Genomic DNA, 17,159 nt, shown 5'->3' with positions numbered 1-17,159 from the left:
GGACTTCGCTCATGTGCGGGATTGTCGGTTATGTCGGCCCACGGCCGGTTGTGTCGGTTTTGCTCGATGGCCTCAAGCGCCTGGAATATCGTGGATATGACTCCGCCGGTGTGGCCGTCGTTGCTGACGGCCAACTCGAACTCCGCCGCGCGTCTGGAAAGCTCTACAACCTGGAAGCCGCGATTCAGCGCGCCCCGCTGGCGGGCAGCTACGGTGTCGGACATACCCGGTGGGCCACCCATGGCCGCCCCACCGAGGAAAACGCCCATCCACACCGCGACGCAAGCGGCCGCATCGTCGTCGTCCATAACGGCATCGTCGAAAACTACCTGGCGCTCAAGCGCGCGCTGGAGCAAGCCGGGCATACGTTTGTGACGCAAACCGACACCGAGGTGATCGCCCATCTGATTGGCAACTATCAGCAGTCAGGCCTGAGGCTGGCCGAAGCCGTTCGGCGCGCGGCGCTGGAGCTGACCGGGATGTTTGCCATTGCCGTCATTTCGGCCGACGAGCCAGACACGGTCGTGGCGGCGCGCTCTGGGCCGCCGGTCATCATCGGCTTGGGCCAGGATGAAAACTTCGTGGCGTCGGACGTGACGGCAATTTTGCATCACACCCGGGATGTCGTTTTTCTCGAAGATGGGCACCTGGCAGTCGCGCGTGGCGATGGCGTACAGGTGATGGATTTTGCCGGGCGACCAGCCGCGCCACCGGTGCAGCGGGTGACGTGGGACCCCATCATGGCCGAAAAGGGTGGCTTCAAACACTTCATGCTCAAGGAAATCCACGAGCAGCCGCGCGCCATCCGCGAAACCTTGGCCGGGCGCGTCAGTCTGGATGATGGGCGGGTGTATCTCGATCCAACGAAGATTCCCGATAGCGCTTGGGAGGGGTTCAGGCGTGTGGTCATTGCCGCCTGTGGCACGAGCTGGCATGCCGCGCTGGTGGGCAAGTCGGTCATTGAAGAACTGGCGCGCCTGCCAGTTGAGGTGGACTACGCCAGCGAGTTTCGCTACCGAAATCCGCTCCTGGATGAGCACACCTTGGTCGTGGTCATCACCCAGTCTGGCGAAACGGCCGATACTGTTGCCGCGCTGCGGGAGGCCAAGCACCGTGGTTGCCCCACGTTTGCGATTTGCAACGTGCCTGGCTCGATGGCGGCGCGTGAAGCGGACGGCGTGTTGTTGACGCATGCAGGGCCGGAAATTTCGGTCGCTTCGACCAAGGCGTTTACCTCCCAAATTGTCGCGCTCTACTTGCTGGCGCTGTACCTCGGCCAGCACCGCGCCGTGCTGTCAGCGGCCGATGTCAGGGCGCATGTCGAGCAACTGCTCGCCTTGCCCACGAAGTTGGAAGCTACCTTGGGCCAGGACGCGGCCCTGGCCGAGCTGTCCAAAGAGTTCTTTCGCGCGTCGGATTTTCTCTACCTGGGGCGAGGGGTACACTTCCCCATCGCGCTGGAGGGCGCGCTCAAGCTCAAGGAAATCAGTTACATTCACGCCGAAGGCTTTCCGGCCGGCGAAATGAAGCATGGCCCAAATGCCCTGATTGATGAGCGGCTGCCGGTCGTTATGGTGATGCCGCGTGAAGCCGGCAATCCGGCTTCTGAAGTACGCTACGAAAAGACCCTATCAAACTTGCAGGAAGTCAAGGCCCGCGATGGGTGTGTCATCGCCATTGTGACCGAGGGCGACACCCAAACGGCGACACTGGCCGAGCACGTCATTCCAGTCCCGGCGGCAAGCGATGCGCTTTCGGCCGTGCTGGCGGTCGTGCCCCTGCAATTGCTGGCCTATCACATCGCCGTCCGGCGCGGCTGTGACGTGGATCAGCCCCGGAACCTTGCCAAGAGCGTAACGGTTGAATGAGCCGTGTTCTACCTTGAGAAGTTTCTTGCGCCGCTTCTGTTCCCCTTATCGCTGATCCTGGTGAGTTTGGGCGTCGGGTTGGGGTTGCTGTGGTTTTCGCGGTGGCAGCGCGCCGGCAAGATCGTCGTCACAGCCGCCACCGGGTTGTTAGCCATCAGTGGCCACGGCTGGACGGCCAACGCGCTCCTCCGTCCCCTGGAGCGCGACCAGACCATGCTGGCCCCGTCAGGCAACCTGCCACCCGACTTGCAAACCATTCGGTGGGTCGTTGTGCTGGGTGGCGGATCGAGCGATGCGGAAGGCTTGCCACCGACGGAGTGCCTGTCGTCGGCTTCACTCCGGCGCTTGGTTGAGGGGATTCGCCTGCAACGGGCGCTCCCGTCCGCGCAGTTGGTGGTTTCTGGTGGCGCGGTGTTTAGCGCGCGCCCAACCGGCGACGTTCTGCGCGATGCCGCCTGCGCGTTGGGTGTTCCCCCCGAACGGGTCACGGCGCAACCCATCGGACGCAACACCACTGAGGAAGTCGGCGCGATGGCCCACTTGGTGGGACGGGAACCGTTTTTGCTGGTGACCTCCGCCGCGCACATGTCCCGCGCCCTGGAAGCCTGCCAGGCACACCAGTTACTGGCCATTCCGGCGCCGACCGACTTCTTGTCAACTGAACCGGATGGCGTCTGGACGCCAGGTGATCTTTATCCGAGCGGCGCAGGACTGCATCACTCTGAGCGCGCTGCATATGAATACCTTGGCCGATGGCGTCGCCGCCTGTGGTAAGCCCGTGCTGAGCGGGCCATCCGGTCGCGCAACGCGCGCGCCAAGTAAAGCGCCGCGATGCCGGCTGCGGCCAGGAGCACGCCAAGGCTGTCGAGACCAACGTCGGTCAGACTGCCGCTGCGCTCGGCCGTGAAGGTCTGTCGCCACTCATCGAAACCTGCATAGCCAATGGAAATGCCGACTGCGCCCAGGCTCGCCTGCCAGGGCGTCCACCGGCTGACGCGCCGGAGGGCGACGTGCCACAGCAACGCGAGCAGCGCGTACTCGGTCACGTGCCCGAGCTTGCGGATAACCAAGTGAAACGTCTCGACGGTCGTCTGATCGAGATTCGGCATCCACCAGGCCAGCCAGCCGCGGGCCAGCGGCGCGGTGTTGCGCCAGGCAAACCAATCACTAGAAAAAACAAAAATTGCCGCCATCCAGCCAAGGGGAAGCAAAAGCCACCACCAGCGATAGTGTGAATCGGTCATAGCGAGAGCCGTTTGAACACCGGTTCGGGAATCATCCGAATGATGAGCATGATGAAGCGCCAGAAAAACGGCGTGTAGATGTCGCCGTCGGCGCGTTGGATGGCGCGCGCGATGTCACGCGCCACCCGCTCCGGTTTGACCACAATGGGCGGCAACTTGAGTCCGTAGGTCATCGGGGTCTCCACCATCCCCGGTTTGATCGTGACCACGCGGACGCCTTTCTTGGAGAGACGTTGGCGCAGTCCCTGGCAAAAGGCGGCGACACCGGCTTTGGCCGAGCCATAAACGTAGTTGCTTTGGCGTCCGCGGTCGCCCGCCACCGAAGCAATGACGCAGATCACGCCCTTGCGTCGCGCTTCAAAGTAGTTGGCAGCGTGCGTCACGAGCGACACGACGCCGGTGTAGTTGGAAACAATCATGGCTTCAGCCGCCGATGGGTCTTGTTCGGCCTGCTTTTGGTCGGTCAGTGTTCCGAAGGCCACAAGAATGCCGTCCAGGTCACCGGCCTGTTCCACGACGGCAGCGAAGACCGAGGCGTGACTTGTGAAGTCACAGGCGTCGAAGGCGACGCTGTGGGTCGTGACGCGATGCCGCAACCGGACATCACTGGCGATGCGCTCGACTTCGGAAAGGTTGCGTCCGGCCAGAATGAGTTTGGCTCCGTCTTTGGCCAGTTCGGTCATGACCGCGCGGGCAATGCCGGATGTCGCCCCGAAAATCGCGTAGGTTGCGGACATGAAACTTCAAATGACCGCCGTTTCGTGCAGCAGCTCGCCTTTGGCAAAGCGTTCCAGCGAAAGCGGCGTCACGTCGAGCGTACGCGACTCGCCGAGCAGAATCAGTTCTGCCATGGCCACGCCCATTGCCGGCGAGTGCATGATGCCGTGACCGCTGAAGCCCGTGCAGATATAAAAACCTTCGATGTTCGGCGTCGGTCCGACAATGGCGTGGTGATCCGGCGAAATGTCGTAGAGGCCACCCCAGCAACGGCGGAGATTGATTGCGGCGTTTTCCAGACAAGGGACGCGGGGCAGCGCGCGCTCAATGATGGCATCAATGAAATCTGGGTTGAACGTCGTGTCGAAGCTTTCCGGTTCGCTGGGGTCAGCCCAGCCAAGCATGACGCCATCCCCTTCCTTGCGCATGTAGCAGCCCGTGCTCAAGTCAACCAGCATCGGCAGTTCGCGTGGCAGTTCATCAAAACGTTCGGTCGTCACGATCTGGCGCTTGGTTGGACGAATAGGAATCTCCACCCCAACTTTCCGCCCAACCAGATGCGCCCAGGCCCCGGCCGCATTGACCACGGCGCGCGTCGCAATGTTGCCCCGGTTCGTGACCACGCCGGTCACGCGCCCGTGCTCTACCACGATGTCCAACACTTCGGTTTCCAGCTCGATGCGCGCGCCCTGTTCCCGCGCCTTTCGATTGAAGCCCTGCATGATGCTGTATGGGTCCACGAAGCCATCCGTTGGGCAGTACGTTCCGCCCAGGACATCCTCGACGTAGAGTTGCGGGACGAGCTTGGCAATGTCGTCGCGGCTCAGGAATTCCACGGGCACGCCTTCTGCCTGCTGGACGCTCATGTTGTGGCGCAGGTAGTCCACCTGCGCCGGCTCGGTGGCAAGAAAGAGATACCCATAGCGCCGGTATTCAGGGTCCTGCCCCGTCAGTTCTTCGAATTGGGTAAAGAAATCTATCGAAAACCGCGACATGCGGATATTGACCGGCGTGGCGAACTGCTGGCGGACGCCTCCCGCGCTGCGCCCCGTCGAGTGCTTGCCCTGGAAGTTCTCGCGCTCCAGGATGAGCACGTCGTGGCAACCCTGCCGCGTCAGAAAGTAGGCAATGCTGCATCCGATGACGCCGCCGCCAATGATGACGACTTCAGCTTGTTGATTCATAGGTTTGCCAACATCTTTTCAGGTGGCTGCCGCCAAGCCGTAGGCCTGGAGCAGACTGGAGATTGCCGGTGCAACAACCGGTTAGGCGTCAACATCTTCTGCTTCACGTTCGAGTTCTTCAAAAAGGTTGTCATAGCAAGCTTGACACACCGCCCGGTAGCCAAACTGTCGAACCACTTCGGCTAATTCTGGAATGCGTGTGATGTCAAAGAGCTGCCGAGCTGGTTCATCGCAACAATCGCAGAAAGCTCGCGTGGCCATGGTTGTTTCATCCTGGACAAGGGAGGCGGGGAAACCTAGCCGTCAGGGGGCAATCAAAGACGAGAGAAACCGATAGCGTTGTTTGTACGGTGTGGCACGCCCCACCAGAAGGCTGGTTCAAGCGTCCAAGCGCAAATTAAGCCAAAGTTGGTTGCATCATGCGTAGCGTAGCGTACCTTAACAAAATACCATGCGCGTGTAATCAGCCATCACAAGCTTTTTGGACGCTTCATGGCGTGAATGCACAGGCAAGTTCGCTGTTCCGTCGGTGCGGGACGGGGTGGGGAGCACCTGCGCTGGGTGACAAGCTTGAATAGAAAAGAGGGGCTGGCATGCCGGCGGGAATGAACGAATCGGCAGGGGTGGGCTTATTAGGTCTGACCCGCCAACAACTGAGCGCATACGTTGCCGAGCAGGGGCTGCCGTCCTACCGTGGACGGCAGCTTTTTCAGGCGCTCCACCACCGGCTGGTTGAAACGCTCGACGAGGTTTATGAATTACCGCGAGCCGCGCGGAGGCAACTGGCAGCAGCGTTCAATCTAGCGCCCCTTCACGCAACCCAGGTTGTTGAAGCTGCGGATGGCACCCGGCGCTACCTGTTCACCGTCCGCGGCGGACAGGCCATCGAAACCGTCTGGATTCCCGATGGGAAGCGCATCACGCTGTGCCTATCCTCGCAGGCCGGCTGTCCGATGATGTGCGCTTTTTGCGCCACGGCAACGCTCGGCCTCCAGCGCAACCTGACCGCGGATGAAATCGTGGCACAGGTCATCTATGTTCTTCGCGATGCCTCCCGGCGCCTTGGCCGTCCACGTCCGGCTACCGTCAATCTCGTGCTGATGGGCATGGGCGAGCCATTGCTCAACTACGAGCACGTCATGCGCGCGCTGCGTATCCTGGCCGACCCAGAAGGTCTCCACATCGTGCCGCGGCGGGTAACGCTTTCGACGGTCGGCATCGTTCCGAAAATTGCGGCCCTGGGCCGCGAACCCGACCGTCCCGGCTTGGCGGTTTCATTGACCGCGCCGACTGACGAGCTGCGCGCGCGGCTGATGCCGGTCAACCTGACCTATCCGCTGGACGCGCTACGCCAGGCTTGCCTGGACTTTCCACGCCGCGCGGGGGAACGGATTACCTTTGAGTATGTTTTGCTCGACGGCATCAATGATGGCGACGACCACGCTCAGGCGTTGCTCAAGTGGTTGGCGCCGCTGCGCGCGCGGGAGGCAGCCAAGGTCAACCTCATTCCCCACAATCCAGCGCCGGGCATTCCGTTTCGCCCATCGTCACCGGAGCGCATTCTGGGCTTCCAGTCCCGCCTCCGAGCCAAGGGCCTGCCGACCTATGTGCGCCGCCCACGCGGGCGCGATATTTTCGCTGCCTGCGGTATGCTTGCGGCCACGTCGTCCCCGTCGGCATAATGCGAAATGCAGAAGTTCAAAGCCTAAGCTTGCGCTTCATCCTGTTCCTTTGTTGGGGGGTCTGGCGTGTCCCTACGGATGTGGGTTTCTAAATCGCTCACACCAGAGTTGATCTATCGGTTGCAGCAAGCTGCCGGTAATTTGTCCCGCCAACTAGGGAATGTTCCACTGGCCATTGCCTTTTTCGACGATGAGCGGTTTCGCTTGCTCGCTGCGGTCGGCTATGAAGATTTCGCGCGCGAAAGCCTTGAACTGGCACTGACCGAGCGACAGGTGGCCATTCAGTCTCAGGGCCTCATCGTTGAGCGGCGCGCGGACTTGCCAAGCTTTCCCTTCGCGGTAGATGCGAGTCCGGGGATTGTGATCCGGCGATTGGCCTTGGACCACTTGCTGTGCGGCGCTGTTTTGATCGAGCGTGATCCGCCTTCAAATGTGGAGGCAGCTTTTGATGGTCAGGAGTTGGCGTGGGCCTTCCTGCTGCGCGAAAGTGGGTGGTGCGCTCGCTTGACCGAGGCTGAGGCGCAAGTCGCTGAGGTGAGCCGGCAACTGGAAGCCACCCGCCATGCGGTGGAACGCCTCACCGAACTTGGCGAGCAAGCCATCCGCGACCGTGAGAAATTCATTGCCAATGTGGATTATGAACTGCGAGCGCCACTCACCACGGTCCTGGGCTACTGTGAGATGGTGCAGGATGCCGCTTATGGTTCACTGACCGAAACGCAGCGTGAGTTCATTCAGCACATCGAGTCCGGTGGACAGGCCCTACTCCATATCGTGGATGATCTCATGCGGTTGGTGCGCCTCGAACGCGGCGGTGATGCCCTGGAAGTTCGGGAGTTTTCTGCTGCCCGTCTGTTCCAGTCGCTACAGTCCGCTTTTGCTCCGGTGGCGGAGCGCCGCCAGGTGAAACTGACCTTTGTTCTCGACCCTGCGTGCGAGATGCTCGTTGGCGATGAAAACCGTCTCTACGAGGCCTTATCCCAGCTACTCGATGATGCCCTGCGCTACATTCCGCGGGGTGGCGTGTTGAGCCTGACCGGCGAGCTGCAACGCATCTCCCGCAACGTGCAAAACCTTGTCGTCACCCTTCAGGACAACATGTCTGGGATTGTGGCCGAGCAGCGGTTGGCAACCTATCACAGCTTGATACAAAGCGGTGGGACGGGGCTACCTGAGCGGGGAATCGCCCTGGGATTGAGCGTGACGCAGCGCATCCTGCAACTCCATGGCGCCATGCTGACAGTCAGTGGCGACGCCGCGCGCGGCTGCCGGCTGACCTTTTCCCTGCCACATCGCATTGGGCTGCCACTGTCAGACACGCCACAGGTGCTTATTGTGGACGGCAGCGCGGAGAGCGGCAATCTGTTGCGAAACATTCTTGAAAGTGAAAGCCTCAAGGCGCAACTGATCGTGGTCGCAGGCAATGAAACGGCCGCGACGCTCCATGCCAATCATTTTGAAACAGCCTCTCGACTGCCAGATGTCGTCATCATTGACGCCGCGCTTCCAATGGTGGATGGCTATGAATTGTGCCGCCTTATCAAGCAAGTTGAAGCGACCCGGTACCTACCGGTGCTGATGTTGACGGCGTCCCTGGAAACGACGGAAAAGCTGCACGGGCTAGAGGTAGGCGCGACGGACGTGCTGGCCAAGCCGGTCAACCGCAAAGAACTCATCATGCGGGTCAAGGCGCTCATCAACCAAAAGCGCGAGTTTGAAGCCATGCTGCGCGCTTATCACAGCGCCAAGCATCGCGCCATCACGGATGGCCTGACGGGGCTTTTCAACCACGCCTACTTCATGGAAAAACTCGCCCGGAAGTCCGAACTTGTCGAACGCAATGGGCAGATGCTTTCCATCATCATGCTGGATGTGGATCGGTTCAAGCACTTCAACGATACCAACGGCCATGAGGCCGGCAATGAACTGCTCAGAGACCTCTCCCGGTTGATGGAACGTTGTTTTCGGCGGAGTGACCTCCTGGCGCGGTATGGCGGCGAAGAATTTGTCGTGCTCCTGCCCAACACACCCAAGAGCCAGGCCGCCATTCTTGCGGAGCGACTCCGGCGACGGGTTGCGGAATACCCGTTTGCCGGACGTGAATCGCAGCCGGATGGCCGTCTGACGATCAGCTTGGGTGTGGCTTCACTCCCGTCTGACACGAGTGACTACAAGCAGCTACTAGAGCTTGCCGACCGCGCCCTGTATCGCGCCAAGCAGAGTGGCCGGAATCGGGTTTGCGTGGTTGAAACCGAAGCCACGGGCCAGCCACGTCCGAGTGGCTTCTGGAAAGTGCCAAGCCCAACGGAGTCCGGCGCCAGTCCCTCGCCAGCTTGACGCCGTCTTTGATGGCATCTGAAAGGTCAGGCGTGGTCACTCGTCCGGCCGCCGACGGATGGCATTGGGGCAAAGAACTCTGCTTGCCGGCGCGCGCGGTCGTGCGCCTAGTCACCCAAGTCAAATTGCGGACACAACCCCCCTGGTCGCGCGGCCAGTCGCCGCAGGCGCTCCACGACCGGTTGGTTTGGCGACAGTATGGGCAGCGCCGCCAGCTCGTCAGGCACGACCCAGCGCACAGCTTGAACTCCACGTAAGGTCAGGTCGCCGTGCCGGATGCGGGCCCAGTAAAACAGGACGGCGAAAGCCTGGTGCGCATCCAGGGTGTAGTGAATGGCGTGGAGTGGCAAGCCTACGTCCACCTCCACGCCCAGCTCTTCGTTCAGCTCGCGGCGCAGCCCTTGTTCTGGCGTTTCATTCCAGTTGAGCTTGCCGCCGGGGAATTCCCACTGGTTGGCAAACCGTCCGGTCGTTGGCCGTTGGGTCACCAGGACGCGCGGCCCATCCACACAGACGGCAGCAACGACAAGCGTGATGACTGGAGGCTGGGGCGCACCCATGGGTAACTGGATTCAGGCCGCGACTTCGGCTTGCATCTTGAGCGCCTGGAAGTGCGCCACAAGTGGATCAAGCAGTCCGGTCAAGTCACCCTCCATCACGGTGTCGAGTTGGTGGAGGGTCAGTCCAATGCGATGGTCCGTAATGCGGTTTTCCTTGAAGTTATACGTGCGAATCTTTTCACTGCGTTCGCCGGTGCCGACTTGGGCGCGCCGTTCGCCGGCGATGGCTTCGTGCTGTTTCTGGCGTTCGAGGTCGAGCAGCCGCGCGCGCAGAATCCGAAACGCCTTTTCACGGTTCTTGATCTGTGACTTCTCATCCTGCATGGAAACCACCACGCCGGTGGGAAGGTGGGTCAAGCGAACCGCCGAGTAGGTGGTGTTGACGGACTGACCGCCTGGACCAGAAGAACAAAAAGTATCAATCCGAATATCTTTTGGGTCAATTTCGATGTCCACCTCTTCGGCTTCGGGTAACACGGCCACCGTCACGGTCGAGGTGTGGATGCGCCCGGCTGATTCGGTTGCCGGCACGCGCTGGACCCGGTGAACGCCTGATTCGTGCTTGAGTCGGGAGTACACCCCTTGGCCTTCAATCAAGACGACGCCTTCCTTCAAGCCGCCGACTTCAGACAGCGATTCATCCAGCACCTGTACCCGCCAGCGCTGCTGCTCGGCGTAACGTAGGTACATGCGCAACAGTTCGGCGGCAAACAGCGAGGCTTCATTGCCACCCGTTCCGGCCCGAATTTCAAGCAGGACGTTTTTCTCGTCGTTGGGGTCCTTGGGGATCAGCAGCCGTTCGAGTTCGGCGTGGCAATCTGCCCGCTGCTTTTCAAGCAGGGTGATTTCTTCGCGGGCCAGGGCGGCCATCTCGGCGTCGTCGGTTTCGCGCAACAGTTCGCGCGCGCCGGCCAGATTGGCCTCGATGGCCTTGTACTCCCGGAACTTCTCAACGACCTCAGCCAATTCGCTGTGTTGCTTGGCCAGCTTGGCATAGCGCGTGGCGTCCGACACGACGTCAGGGTCGCTGAGTTGCGCGGTCAGCGCGTCGTATTTTTCTTCGAGCGTTGTCAGTTTTTCAAACATAACTCAATCCACCACCGGTTAGACGCCCCTACCCATCAACTTGTCGGCTCAGGTATGCACGCTCACGGCCGACGCTGGCGGGTGCGCGGATGGATGGCGCACGACCTTTTCGACCGTGTAAATCGGTTGTCCCTGTGACTCAAAATAGGTGCGCGCCAGCAACTCGGCAACCAGCCCGGTCGAAAAAAGCTGGATTCCGGCTAGGATCAGGAGCGTGCCCATCATCATCCAGGGGGCGTGAACGGTGAACACATCGCCGCCAATCAACAGTTTCTTACAACCTAGAACCACCCAGATGCTGAGTCCGATGAACAGTCCAAGCAGTCCGGGCATGCCAAAGAAGTGCAGTGGGCGGGTGACGTACTTGAGCAGAAAACGAACCGTGACCAAGTCAAACAAGACCCGGAACGTCCGCGAAAGGCCGTAATGGGATTGCCCATCCTCCCGATTGATGTTCTTGATGGGGATTTCGATAATCTGCGCGCCGTTCCAACTCGCCAGCGCCGGAATGAAACGGTGCAGTTCGCCATACAACCGAATGCGCTTGATGGTGTCGCGCCGGTAAGCCTTGAACGTCGTCCCGAAGTCATGGAGGTTGACGCCCGAAAGCTTCGACATCAGCCAGTTCGCCACCCGCGAAGGGATGCGCCGGAGCACCAAGTTGTCAATGCGCTTGTGCCGCCAGCCACTGGCCAGGTCGTAGCCAGCGTAAATTGGCTCGACCAGGGCCGGTAAATCAGCCGGATCGTGCTGTAAGTCGCCGTCCATGGAGACGATGACCTCACCCCGCGCATAGTCGAAACCGGCCGCCAACGCCGGGGTTTGCCCAAAGTTCCGCTTGAGCTTGATGACGGTCACGCGCGGGTCGCGCGCCGCAATATCGGCCAGCAGTTGGTAGGTTCGATCACGGCTGGCATCGTCCACGAAAATAATTTCAAACGACGGATAGTGGGCTTCCAAAACGGCGCGCAGCCGCTCGTAGAGCTTTTCGACGCTACCTTCTTCGTTGTGCATGGGAATGACGACCGAAAGCTCAGGCGTCAGTGGGGGATGTTCAGCATCGTCGAGCATGGTCAAGGGTTTTGGTCAAGGTCGGAAAAGTTCACCAGTTGAATGCCCTGCCGAATGATTTCATCCCGTACGCGCGGGTCGGTCAGTGCGGCTTGCTCTCGCAGGCGAGCTTCCTTCAAGCGCGTCGGATAGCGCCGCAGCGTATCATCCATGTCGGCTGGGTGACACATCAGTTCACTCGTGCCGACGGGCAAAAGACGCAACATGTAGCAGATGAGCGCCGGATTGAGCAATCCGGTGTGAGCGAAACCGAAAAAAGCATCTGGTATCCGAACCGGAGCCGTTCGCAGCCGGCGTCGGAACGCTCGCGCGTAGCGGGCGAGCGCCAGGGCGCTGGCTTTTTGTTTGACAAACGTCAGGGCATCCTGGCGGTTGAGTCCGCTCAGTGAGACAAAGGCCAGCCGCTCCTGGGGGCGGCGCAGAGACCGGATGCCGTAGGCTTCGGCGACGCGCAGGAGAACATCCAGCACCAGCGGGTGAGCATGGGCGTGTTTGTGGCTGTCGAGGTGGGTTGGGCGCAGGCCGGCGGCCAGGACTCGTTCAATCTGCGCGCGAAACTCGATCTCGATTTCTGCCGGGCGGAGTTCCCGCCGGAGAAGTCGCCGGAGAAAAACACCGAAGTCGTTTGGTAGCGTTCCGTCTGGGCCGAGCAGGCTGCGCACATCCTGCGGCGGGGCAACCGGCGGCCCGCCAAGCAAGACCAAGTGCACGCCGACGCCGAGTTGGGGGCAATCTTGCGCGCGCGCCACGGCGTCGGCAAAAGCCAGGCCGTTGGCCATGATCGTGGTGCTGGTGACGATGCCCTGGCGGTGAGCGCGAAGAATGCCGGTGTTGACGCCCACGCACATGCCGAAGTCGTCCGCATTGACGATGAGCTTACGGCGCATCCTGCGCTCTCCCGGACTGCCCTTGCATGCGTTGCCGCCGCGCTTCATACAGGAGCAGCGCCCCAGCGACGGCCACATTCAGCGACTCGACACGCCCGTGCATCGGAATGGTCAGCCGCGCATCGCATTGGGTCTGTGCGTTGCCGTTCGCTGACGCCAACCCATGGCCTTCCGAGCCGAGCCAGATGGCCGTCGGCGGCTGCCAGTCAAAGGCATCGTATGGGGTATCGCCTCGTTGGTCGGCCGCGACAATCCGAATTCCTTGCCGGCGTAACTGCTGGCACCAGACGGCAGCCGACTCACCCGTGACAATCGGCAGGCGGAAGGCTGATCCGGCGGCGGCGCGAAGCGCCTTGGGTTGAAACGGATCGGCCGTGCCGAGTGTTGCCAGCAGTCCGGTGGCAGCAGTGGCTTCGGCCGTCCGAATGAGCGCGCCTAAATTACCTGGTGACTGCAACCCGTCAGCCAATACAAACAGAGCTGGATGGTGACTGCCGACATCTGGCAGGGCAACCACCGGGCGGCGTCCAAGCGCGATGATGCCGGGCGCAGTTTCAACATCGCTGATGTAGGTCATGAGGTCTTCAGTGAGCCGTGCCGCTCGGCAGGGAAGGTGCTGAAGCTCGCTGAGGAGCGCCGCGCCCCGCGCCGTTTCAGGCAGCCGCGGGCTGTATGCCAAAGCCTCCAACTTGATCGCGCTGGATACGGCCTCCTCAACCAAGCGAATGCCTTCAATAAACATCGTTTGCCGGTCACGCCCTTCGCGTGCGGCAATGAAGCGCTTGACAAGCGGGTTGCTCCGACTGGTGATAGTTTCAATCAGCATGGCACTTAGCAAGACAATAACACGCCGCCGTTCAACCACTTACTGCCCCTGGCAAGGCTTGGTGACGGCAGGCCAGCGGGGTCAGGTTGAGTGACGGAGGGCATCCGCCAGTTCTTCCCAGTTGACGGAAGAGCGGACGACGAAGTGTCCTGTAACTGGGGTTATCGAGTCTATGGTGACAAAATGCAATGGCCGCAGCCGTCGTCCGGCAATCGTGTACTCCAAATTGAGCGCCGAGCGGACTTCTGGAATTTGGTTGAGGTTGATTTCCAGGCCGCGCCCATCAAAGCGAATCCCGGCGGCTGGGTCGCCAGCTTCCCGCAGGGCGTGCGCATCGCCCAGCACATGCCGAAATAGCCCCGCCAGGACGTGCGCGGCCGCGCGTTGCCATAAGGTCACACCGTGAACCGACACGGCCCCGGCCGCAACCAGATGGACCCGGCGGCGGTAGCGGGTGAAGGTAACGCTTTCGATCCGCAAGGGAACGCTGACGCGAGCAAGAAAAAAACGTTCACTCTGCGCCGAAATCGTAAAGCTTCCATCGTGCGTGACGATCGCTACCTCGCGCACGCCCCGCATCGGCGTTGCCGCCATGGCGGCGTTGAGATGGGCCTCAGAGACACGAATTTCTCCGGCCGCCAAACGCGCCAGCGTGTTATCTTCATGAAGTTTCGCCAAAATGTCGAGCGCGCTTTCACTGCGCTCCCAAGCGCTCCGTAACCATTGCCACATTGTTTCGGGGGATGGCGTCCAGCCAGTCCAGCTTATTTTGATGTTGGATGTTCCGAGAGTCTGTTTGACAACCGAAAGACAGCTTTTATAGAGTCTGACACGTTCTGTCTATTTATGGGTAACTTGGTTTTGCGGCGCTTGTCGCGTCCGCTTTCCGCTTGGCTTCCTTCTTCCACTTTCTCCAGCGAATACAGGTATGAAGCGCTGCGTCATCTGTGGCAAGGAATTCCATGACCACATGCGATTTTGCCCATTCGACGGCGGCGCGTTAGAGGCTGTTGAAAGCGACGCCTTTGTTGGGCGCACCCTCGATGGAAAGTACTACATTGAAGCCAAAATTGGAGAAGGTGGCATGGGCGCGGTCTATCGCGCGCGTCACACGTTGATGGACGCGGTCCTGGCCATCAAGGTGCTCCATCCGTCGCTGGTCTCCGATGCTACCTCGGTTGCCCGCTTCCAGCGGGAGGCGCAGGCGATGGCGCGGATTCGCCACTCGAATGCCATTGCCGTCAGTGACTTTGGCGTGACCGAGGATCAAATCAACTACATCGTCATGGAGTTGTTCGAGGGCGAATCACTGCGGAAGGTTCTTGAACGCGAGAAGAAGCTTCCCTATACAACGGCCATTGCCATTGCCCGCCAAGTGTGCGGCGCCCTAGAAGCGGCCCATCGGAGCGGGGTCATTCACCGCGACATCAAGCCTGAAAATATCTTCGTAGCGCCCCAGCCGGATGGCGCGTACCTCGTCAAAGTCATTGATTTCGGCATTGCCAAGATTGTCGCGGACACGTCAAAGGGCGGTCCTCCGCTCACGCGCCAGGGGATGATCATTGGCTCGCCACATTATTTATCGCCAGAGCAATGCACCGGACAGGAACTGGACGCGCGTTCGGATATTTACTCGCTGGGTATCGTGCTGTTTGAAACCTTGACGGGAAAAGTGCCGTTCACCGCCGTGACGCCCGTGGCCGTTGCCCTGCTTCATGCGAACGAACCCCCGCCGAGTGTGCGCAGCTTCAACCCAGACATCCCAGAAGCACTCGACCGGCTCGTGATGGCTGCCTTGGCCAAGTCGAAACACGACCGACCAAGCAGCGCTCGTGAGTTTGGTGAGGAACTAGAGCGGGTGGCGCGGCTTTTCAGCCCTTCCTTTGACCCAGTGTCACCACTAGTTGAGAAAATCCTGGATGCTTCCACGTCGTCCCCGAATGGCACTCGTCCGGCTGGCATCCCGCCGCCCACAGCCCCCGCGCTTCCGTCCCGCGCCGCCACTGACAGTCCTGTGCCGGATAGACCGAAGCCGGCTGTGGAACCAGTCCGCCCGCCCGCTGGCGGGGCGCCACCGCCTGCTGACGCTTGGGTGGGGCAGGGGCTGGCTTCCTACGGACAACCTGCATCCGATGACCAGTCCTGGTTGCGCTGGGTCGTCGCGGCGGTCGTGGTCGCGGTAGTCGCCCTGTTGGGTTTACTCTTGTATTTCTTTTCGTGATTGTATTTCCTTCTCGGCGCGGTTGGTTATGGTTACGCTTCTGGCCGGTGGCCGAGCCGGTCGCCGCGAAGTAAACAAGGATGCGTTCTACTTGATGTCTTACACACGTCTGATCATCGTCTGGTTCTGTTGTTTGACGACGCTCTCACTGGCTCAGGTCACGTCCGGGACGAAGCCAAAGTTGCGTTATGGCGACCCAGGTTACGTTGGCGCGCGGATCACATTTGATTGTCAGAGCTGCGCGCTCCCCGATGTGATCCAGGGAATTCTGGTCAAGGCTGGCATTCGGTTTGACTTTCCAGACGCTAACCAGTGGCAACGGGTGGCCGATACGGTCGTCGTGCAGGACGAACCCTGGGATGCCATACTCAATACCGTCCTGGCCCGTCATCAGCTTGAGGCAACTTGGTCGGAGCTGGGGCGGCTGGTCATTGCGCGACGGATGACACCGGTCGCAACCGGCCCGGGCAAACTCGGACAGCTTTTGACTGGGCTGCCGGCGGTTCCCCCCTCAGTCGTCACACTCAACACCGCGTCACGCGCCATCGAAGCCGAACGCTTCTTCAAGGAAGGTATCGGCTACTTTCTGCTGGCCAACCCCGATGACTCGCGGGTTGCGCTCACGCGCTTTGCCTGGGCGACACGCATTTTCGACGATGTTGAATACGCCGGTCGTGAAGCCTCCGCGCTCTACATGCTCGGCGCGGTTTTTCTTGACCTTGGGCAACCAGACAAGGCCCGGGAAGCTTTTGCCCGGGCGCGCGACTTCGGGCAAAACGCGGGCAATCAGCGGGCGGTCCTGTTGTCGGAAGTTGGCATCGCCTACCTGAACCTGCTGGCCGGTCAAGCGCCGGATGTTGCCCAGCGGGCAGCCACGGCCGGACTGGAGTTCGTGCAGAACCTGACAGCACGCACCAATCTGAGTGGGCGCACGCTCGTGGACCGTGAGCTAGACGCCCTGCTGGCGACGGCCGCCGGGCGAATCTTTTTCCGGCTTGGAGACATCGAAGCGGCCTACCAGGCCTTTGAAAAAGGTTTTGAGGCCTTCACGGCGTTGGAAGATGGGGCCCGCGGCGCCATTGAGAATGCCGTTTGGCTGGAGCAGTCCGCGTTGCGGTTGGGGCGGCGTACCGAAGCCCAGCGGGTAATCGAAGCCGGACGTGGTATTCAGCGTGCGGCCCGTTCCACGCGCCTGCAAATAGCCTTTCTCGCCTGGATGGGCGTGGTGTATGGCGAAACCGGCGATCTGAAAAAGGCCGTGGAACTGCAACGGGAAGCGCTGTCCGCCCTTCGTCAGTCGCCAGACCGAGCCCTGGAAATCGGGTTACAGTGGAACTTGGCAAATACACAGGCTGCCCTGCGCAACTACACCGACGCCCGGCAGAGCTATGAAGCCGTGCTTCAGTTGTGTGAAAAGGATGCCGACCCTTTCTGGCGCGATCAGGTTCGGTCGGCCCTTGTGCGTTTGCCATAGGG

At 60.9% G+C, this 17,159-nt stretch carries 16 protein-coding genes; 6 read left to right on the top strand and 10 right to left on the bottom strand.

The features are described from left to right. Positions 1-11: 11 nt before the first annotated feature. On the top strand, positions 12-1,868 hold the full coding sequence (gene glmS, locus J8C06_RS10945) for a glutamine--fructose-6-phosphate transaminase (isomerizing) (protein ID WP_211428725.1): 1,857 nt from the start codon (positions 12-14) through the stop codon (positions 1,866-1,868). 3 nt (positions 1,869-1,871) lie between these two features. Continuing rightward, a complete protein-coding gene (locus J8C06_RS10940) occupies positions 1,872-2,642 on the top strand; it encodes an ElyC/SanA/YdcF family protein (RefSeq protein ID WP_211428724.1) in 771 nt (256 codons plus the stop codon). On the opposite strand, the gene J8C06_RS10935 is transcribed toward J8C06_RS10940, so the two are convergent. From J8C06_RS10935 to J8C06_RS10920, 4 genes are all read right to left on the bottom strand, one after another. Beyond that, the gene (locus J8C06_RS10935) at positions 2,585-3,112 is read right to left on the bottom strand and encodes a VanZ family protein (protein WP_211428723.1); all 528 of its coding nucleotides are present in this window, start codon (positions 3,110-3,112) and stop codon (positions 2,585-2,587) included. The genes J8C06_RS10940 and J8C06_RS10935 overlap by 58 nt on opposite strands. Beyond that, on the bottom strand, positions 3,109-3,849 hold the full coding sequence (locus tag J8C06_RS10930; RefSeq protein ID WP_211428722.1) for an SDR family oxidoreductase: 741 nt from the start codon (positions 3,847-3,849) through the stop codon (positions 3,109-3,111). Before J8C06_RS10930 ends, J8C06_RS10935 begins: the two co-directional genes overlap by 4 nt. Before the next feature lie 6 nt (positions 3,850-3,855). Continuing rightward, positions 3,856-5,013 carry an NAD(P)/FAD-dependent oxidoreductase gene (locus J8C06_RS10925; RefSeq protein ID WP_211428721.1) on the bottom strand — a complete coding sequence of 386 codons (1,158 nt, stop codon included), beginning with the start codon at positions 5,011-5,013 and terminating at the stop codon, positions 3,856-3,858. An 81-nt stretch (positions 5,014-5,094) separates the two neighbouring features. Then, positions 5,095-5,274 carry a hypothetical protein gene (locus tag J8C06_RS10920; protein ID WP_211428720.1) on the bottom strand — a complete coding sequence of 60 codons (180 nt, stop codon included), beginning with the start codon at positions 5,272-5,274 and terminating at the stop codon, positions 5,095-5,097. Positions 5,275-5,606: 332 nt separating this feature from the next. Between J8C06_RS10920 and rlmN the strand changes: the two genes are divergently transcribed. Together rlmN and J8C06_RS10910 are read left to right on the top strand one after the other, a co-directional pair. Continuing rightward, a complete protein-coding gene (gene rlmN, locus J8C06_RS10915; RefSeq protein WP_211428719.1) occupies positions 5,607-6,695 on the top strand; it encodes a dual-specificity RNA methyltransferase RlmN in 1,089 nt (362 codons plus the stop codon). Between the two features lie 78 nt (positions 6,696-6,773). After that, positions 6,774-9,032: a diguanylate cyclase gene (locus tag J8C06_RS10910; protein ID WP_211428718.1), complete on the top strand. Its 2,259-nt coding sequence runs from the start codon at positions 6,774-6,776 to the stop codon at positions 9,030-9,032. A 107-nt stretch (positions 9,033-9,139) separates the two neighbouring features. Here the strand turns inward: J8C06_RS10910 and J8C06_RS10905 are convergent, their stop codons facing one another. From J8C06_RS10905 to J8C06_RS10880, 6 genes are all read right to left on the bottom strand, one after another. After that, complete coding sequence (locus tag J8C06_RS10905; protein ID WP_211428717.1) at positions 9,140-9,592, bottom strand: (deoxy)nucleoside triphosphate pyrophosphohydrolase; 453 nt, start codon at positions 9,590-9,592, stop codon at positions 9,140-9,142. Between the two features lie 12 nt (positions 9,593-9,604). Next, complete coding sequence (gene prfA, locus J8C06_RS10900; RefSeq protein ID WP_211428716.1) at positions 9,605-10,678, bottom strand: peptide chain release factor 1; 1,074 nt, start codon at positions 10,676-10,678, stop codon at positions 9,605-9,607. A gap of 48 nt (positions 10,679-10,726) precedes the next feature. Further along, entirely contained in the window at positions 10,727-11,749 is a 1,023-nt protein-coding gene (locus tag J8C06_RS10895) for a glycosyltransferase family 2 protein (protein WP_211428715.1), read from the bottom strand. A gap of 2 nt (positions 11,750-11,751) precedes the next feature. Beyond that, a complete protein-coding gene (locus tag J8C06_RS10890; RefSeq protein WP_211428714.1) occupies positions 11,752-12,636 on the bottom strand; it encodes a carbohydrate deacetylase in 885 nt (294 codons plus the stop codon). Next, on the bottom strand, positions 12,626-13,462 hold the full coding sequence (locus J8C06_RS10885) for a TrmH family RNA methyltransferase (protein WP_211428713.1): 837 nt from the start codon (positions 13,460-13,462) through the stop codon (positions 12,626-12,628). Before J8C06_RS10885 ends, J8C06_RS10890 begins: the two co-directional genes overlap by 11 nt. An 81-nt stretch (positions 13,463-13,543) precedes the next feature. Further along, positions 13,544-14,194 carry a hypothetical protein gene (locus J8C06_RS10880; RefSeq protein ID WP_211428712.1) on the bottom strand — a complete coding sequence of 217 codons (651 nt, stop codon included), beginning with the start codon at positions 14,192-14,194 and terminating at the stop codon, positions 13,544-13,546. 238 nt (positions 14,195-14,432) lie between these two features. On the opposite strand from J8C06_RS10880, the gene J8C06_RS10875 reads away from it, so the two are divergent. Beyond that, the gene (locus tag J8C06_RS10875) at positions 14,433-15,683 is read left to right on the top strand and encodes a protein kinase domain-containing protein (RefSeq protein ID WP_211428711.1); all 1,251 of its coding nucleotides are present in this window, start codon (positions 14,433-14,435) and stop codon (positions 15,681-15,683) included. A 94-nt stretch (positions 15,684-15,777) separates the two neighbouring features. Continuing rightward, positions 15,778-17,157: a tetratricopeptide repeat protein gene (locus J8C06_RS10870; protein WP_211428710.1), complete on the top strand. Its 1,380-nt coding sequence runs from the start codon at positions 15,778-15,780 to the stop codon at positions 17,155-17,157. Positions 17,158-17,159: the final 2 nt, after the last annotated feature.

The organism is Chloracidobacterium validum, from assembly GCF_018304825.1.
GTDB lineage: Bacteria > Acidobacteriota > Blastocatellia > Chloracidobacteriales > Chloracidobacteriaceae > Chloracidobacterium > Chloracidobacterium validum.
Note: the sequence above shows the minus strand (reverse complement) of the source record. Positions and strands in the feature narration are given on the sequence as shown.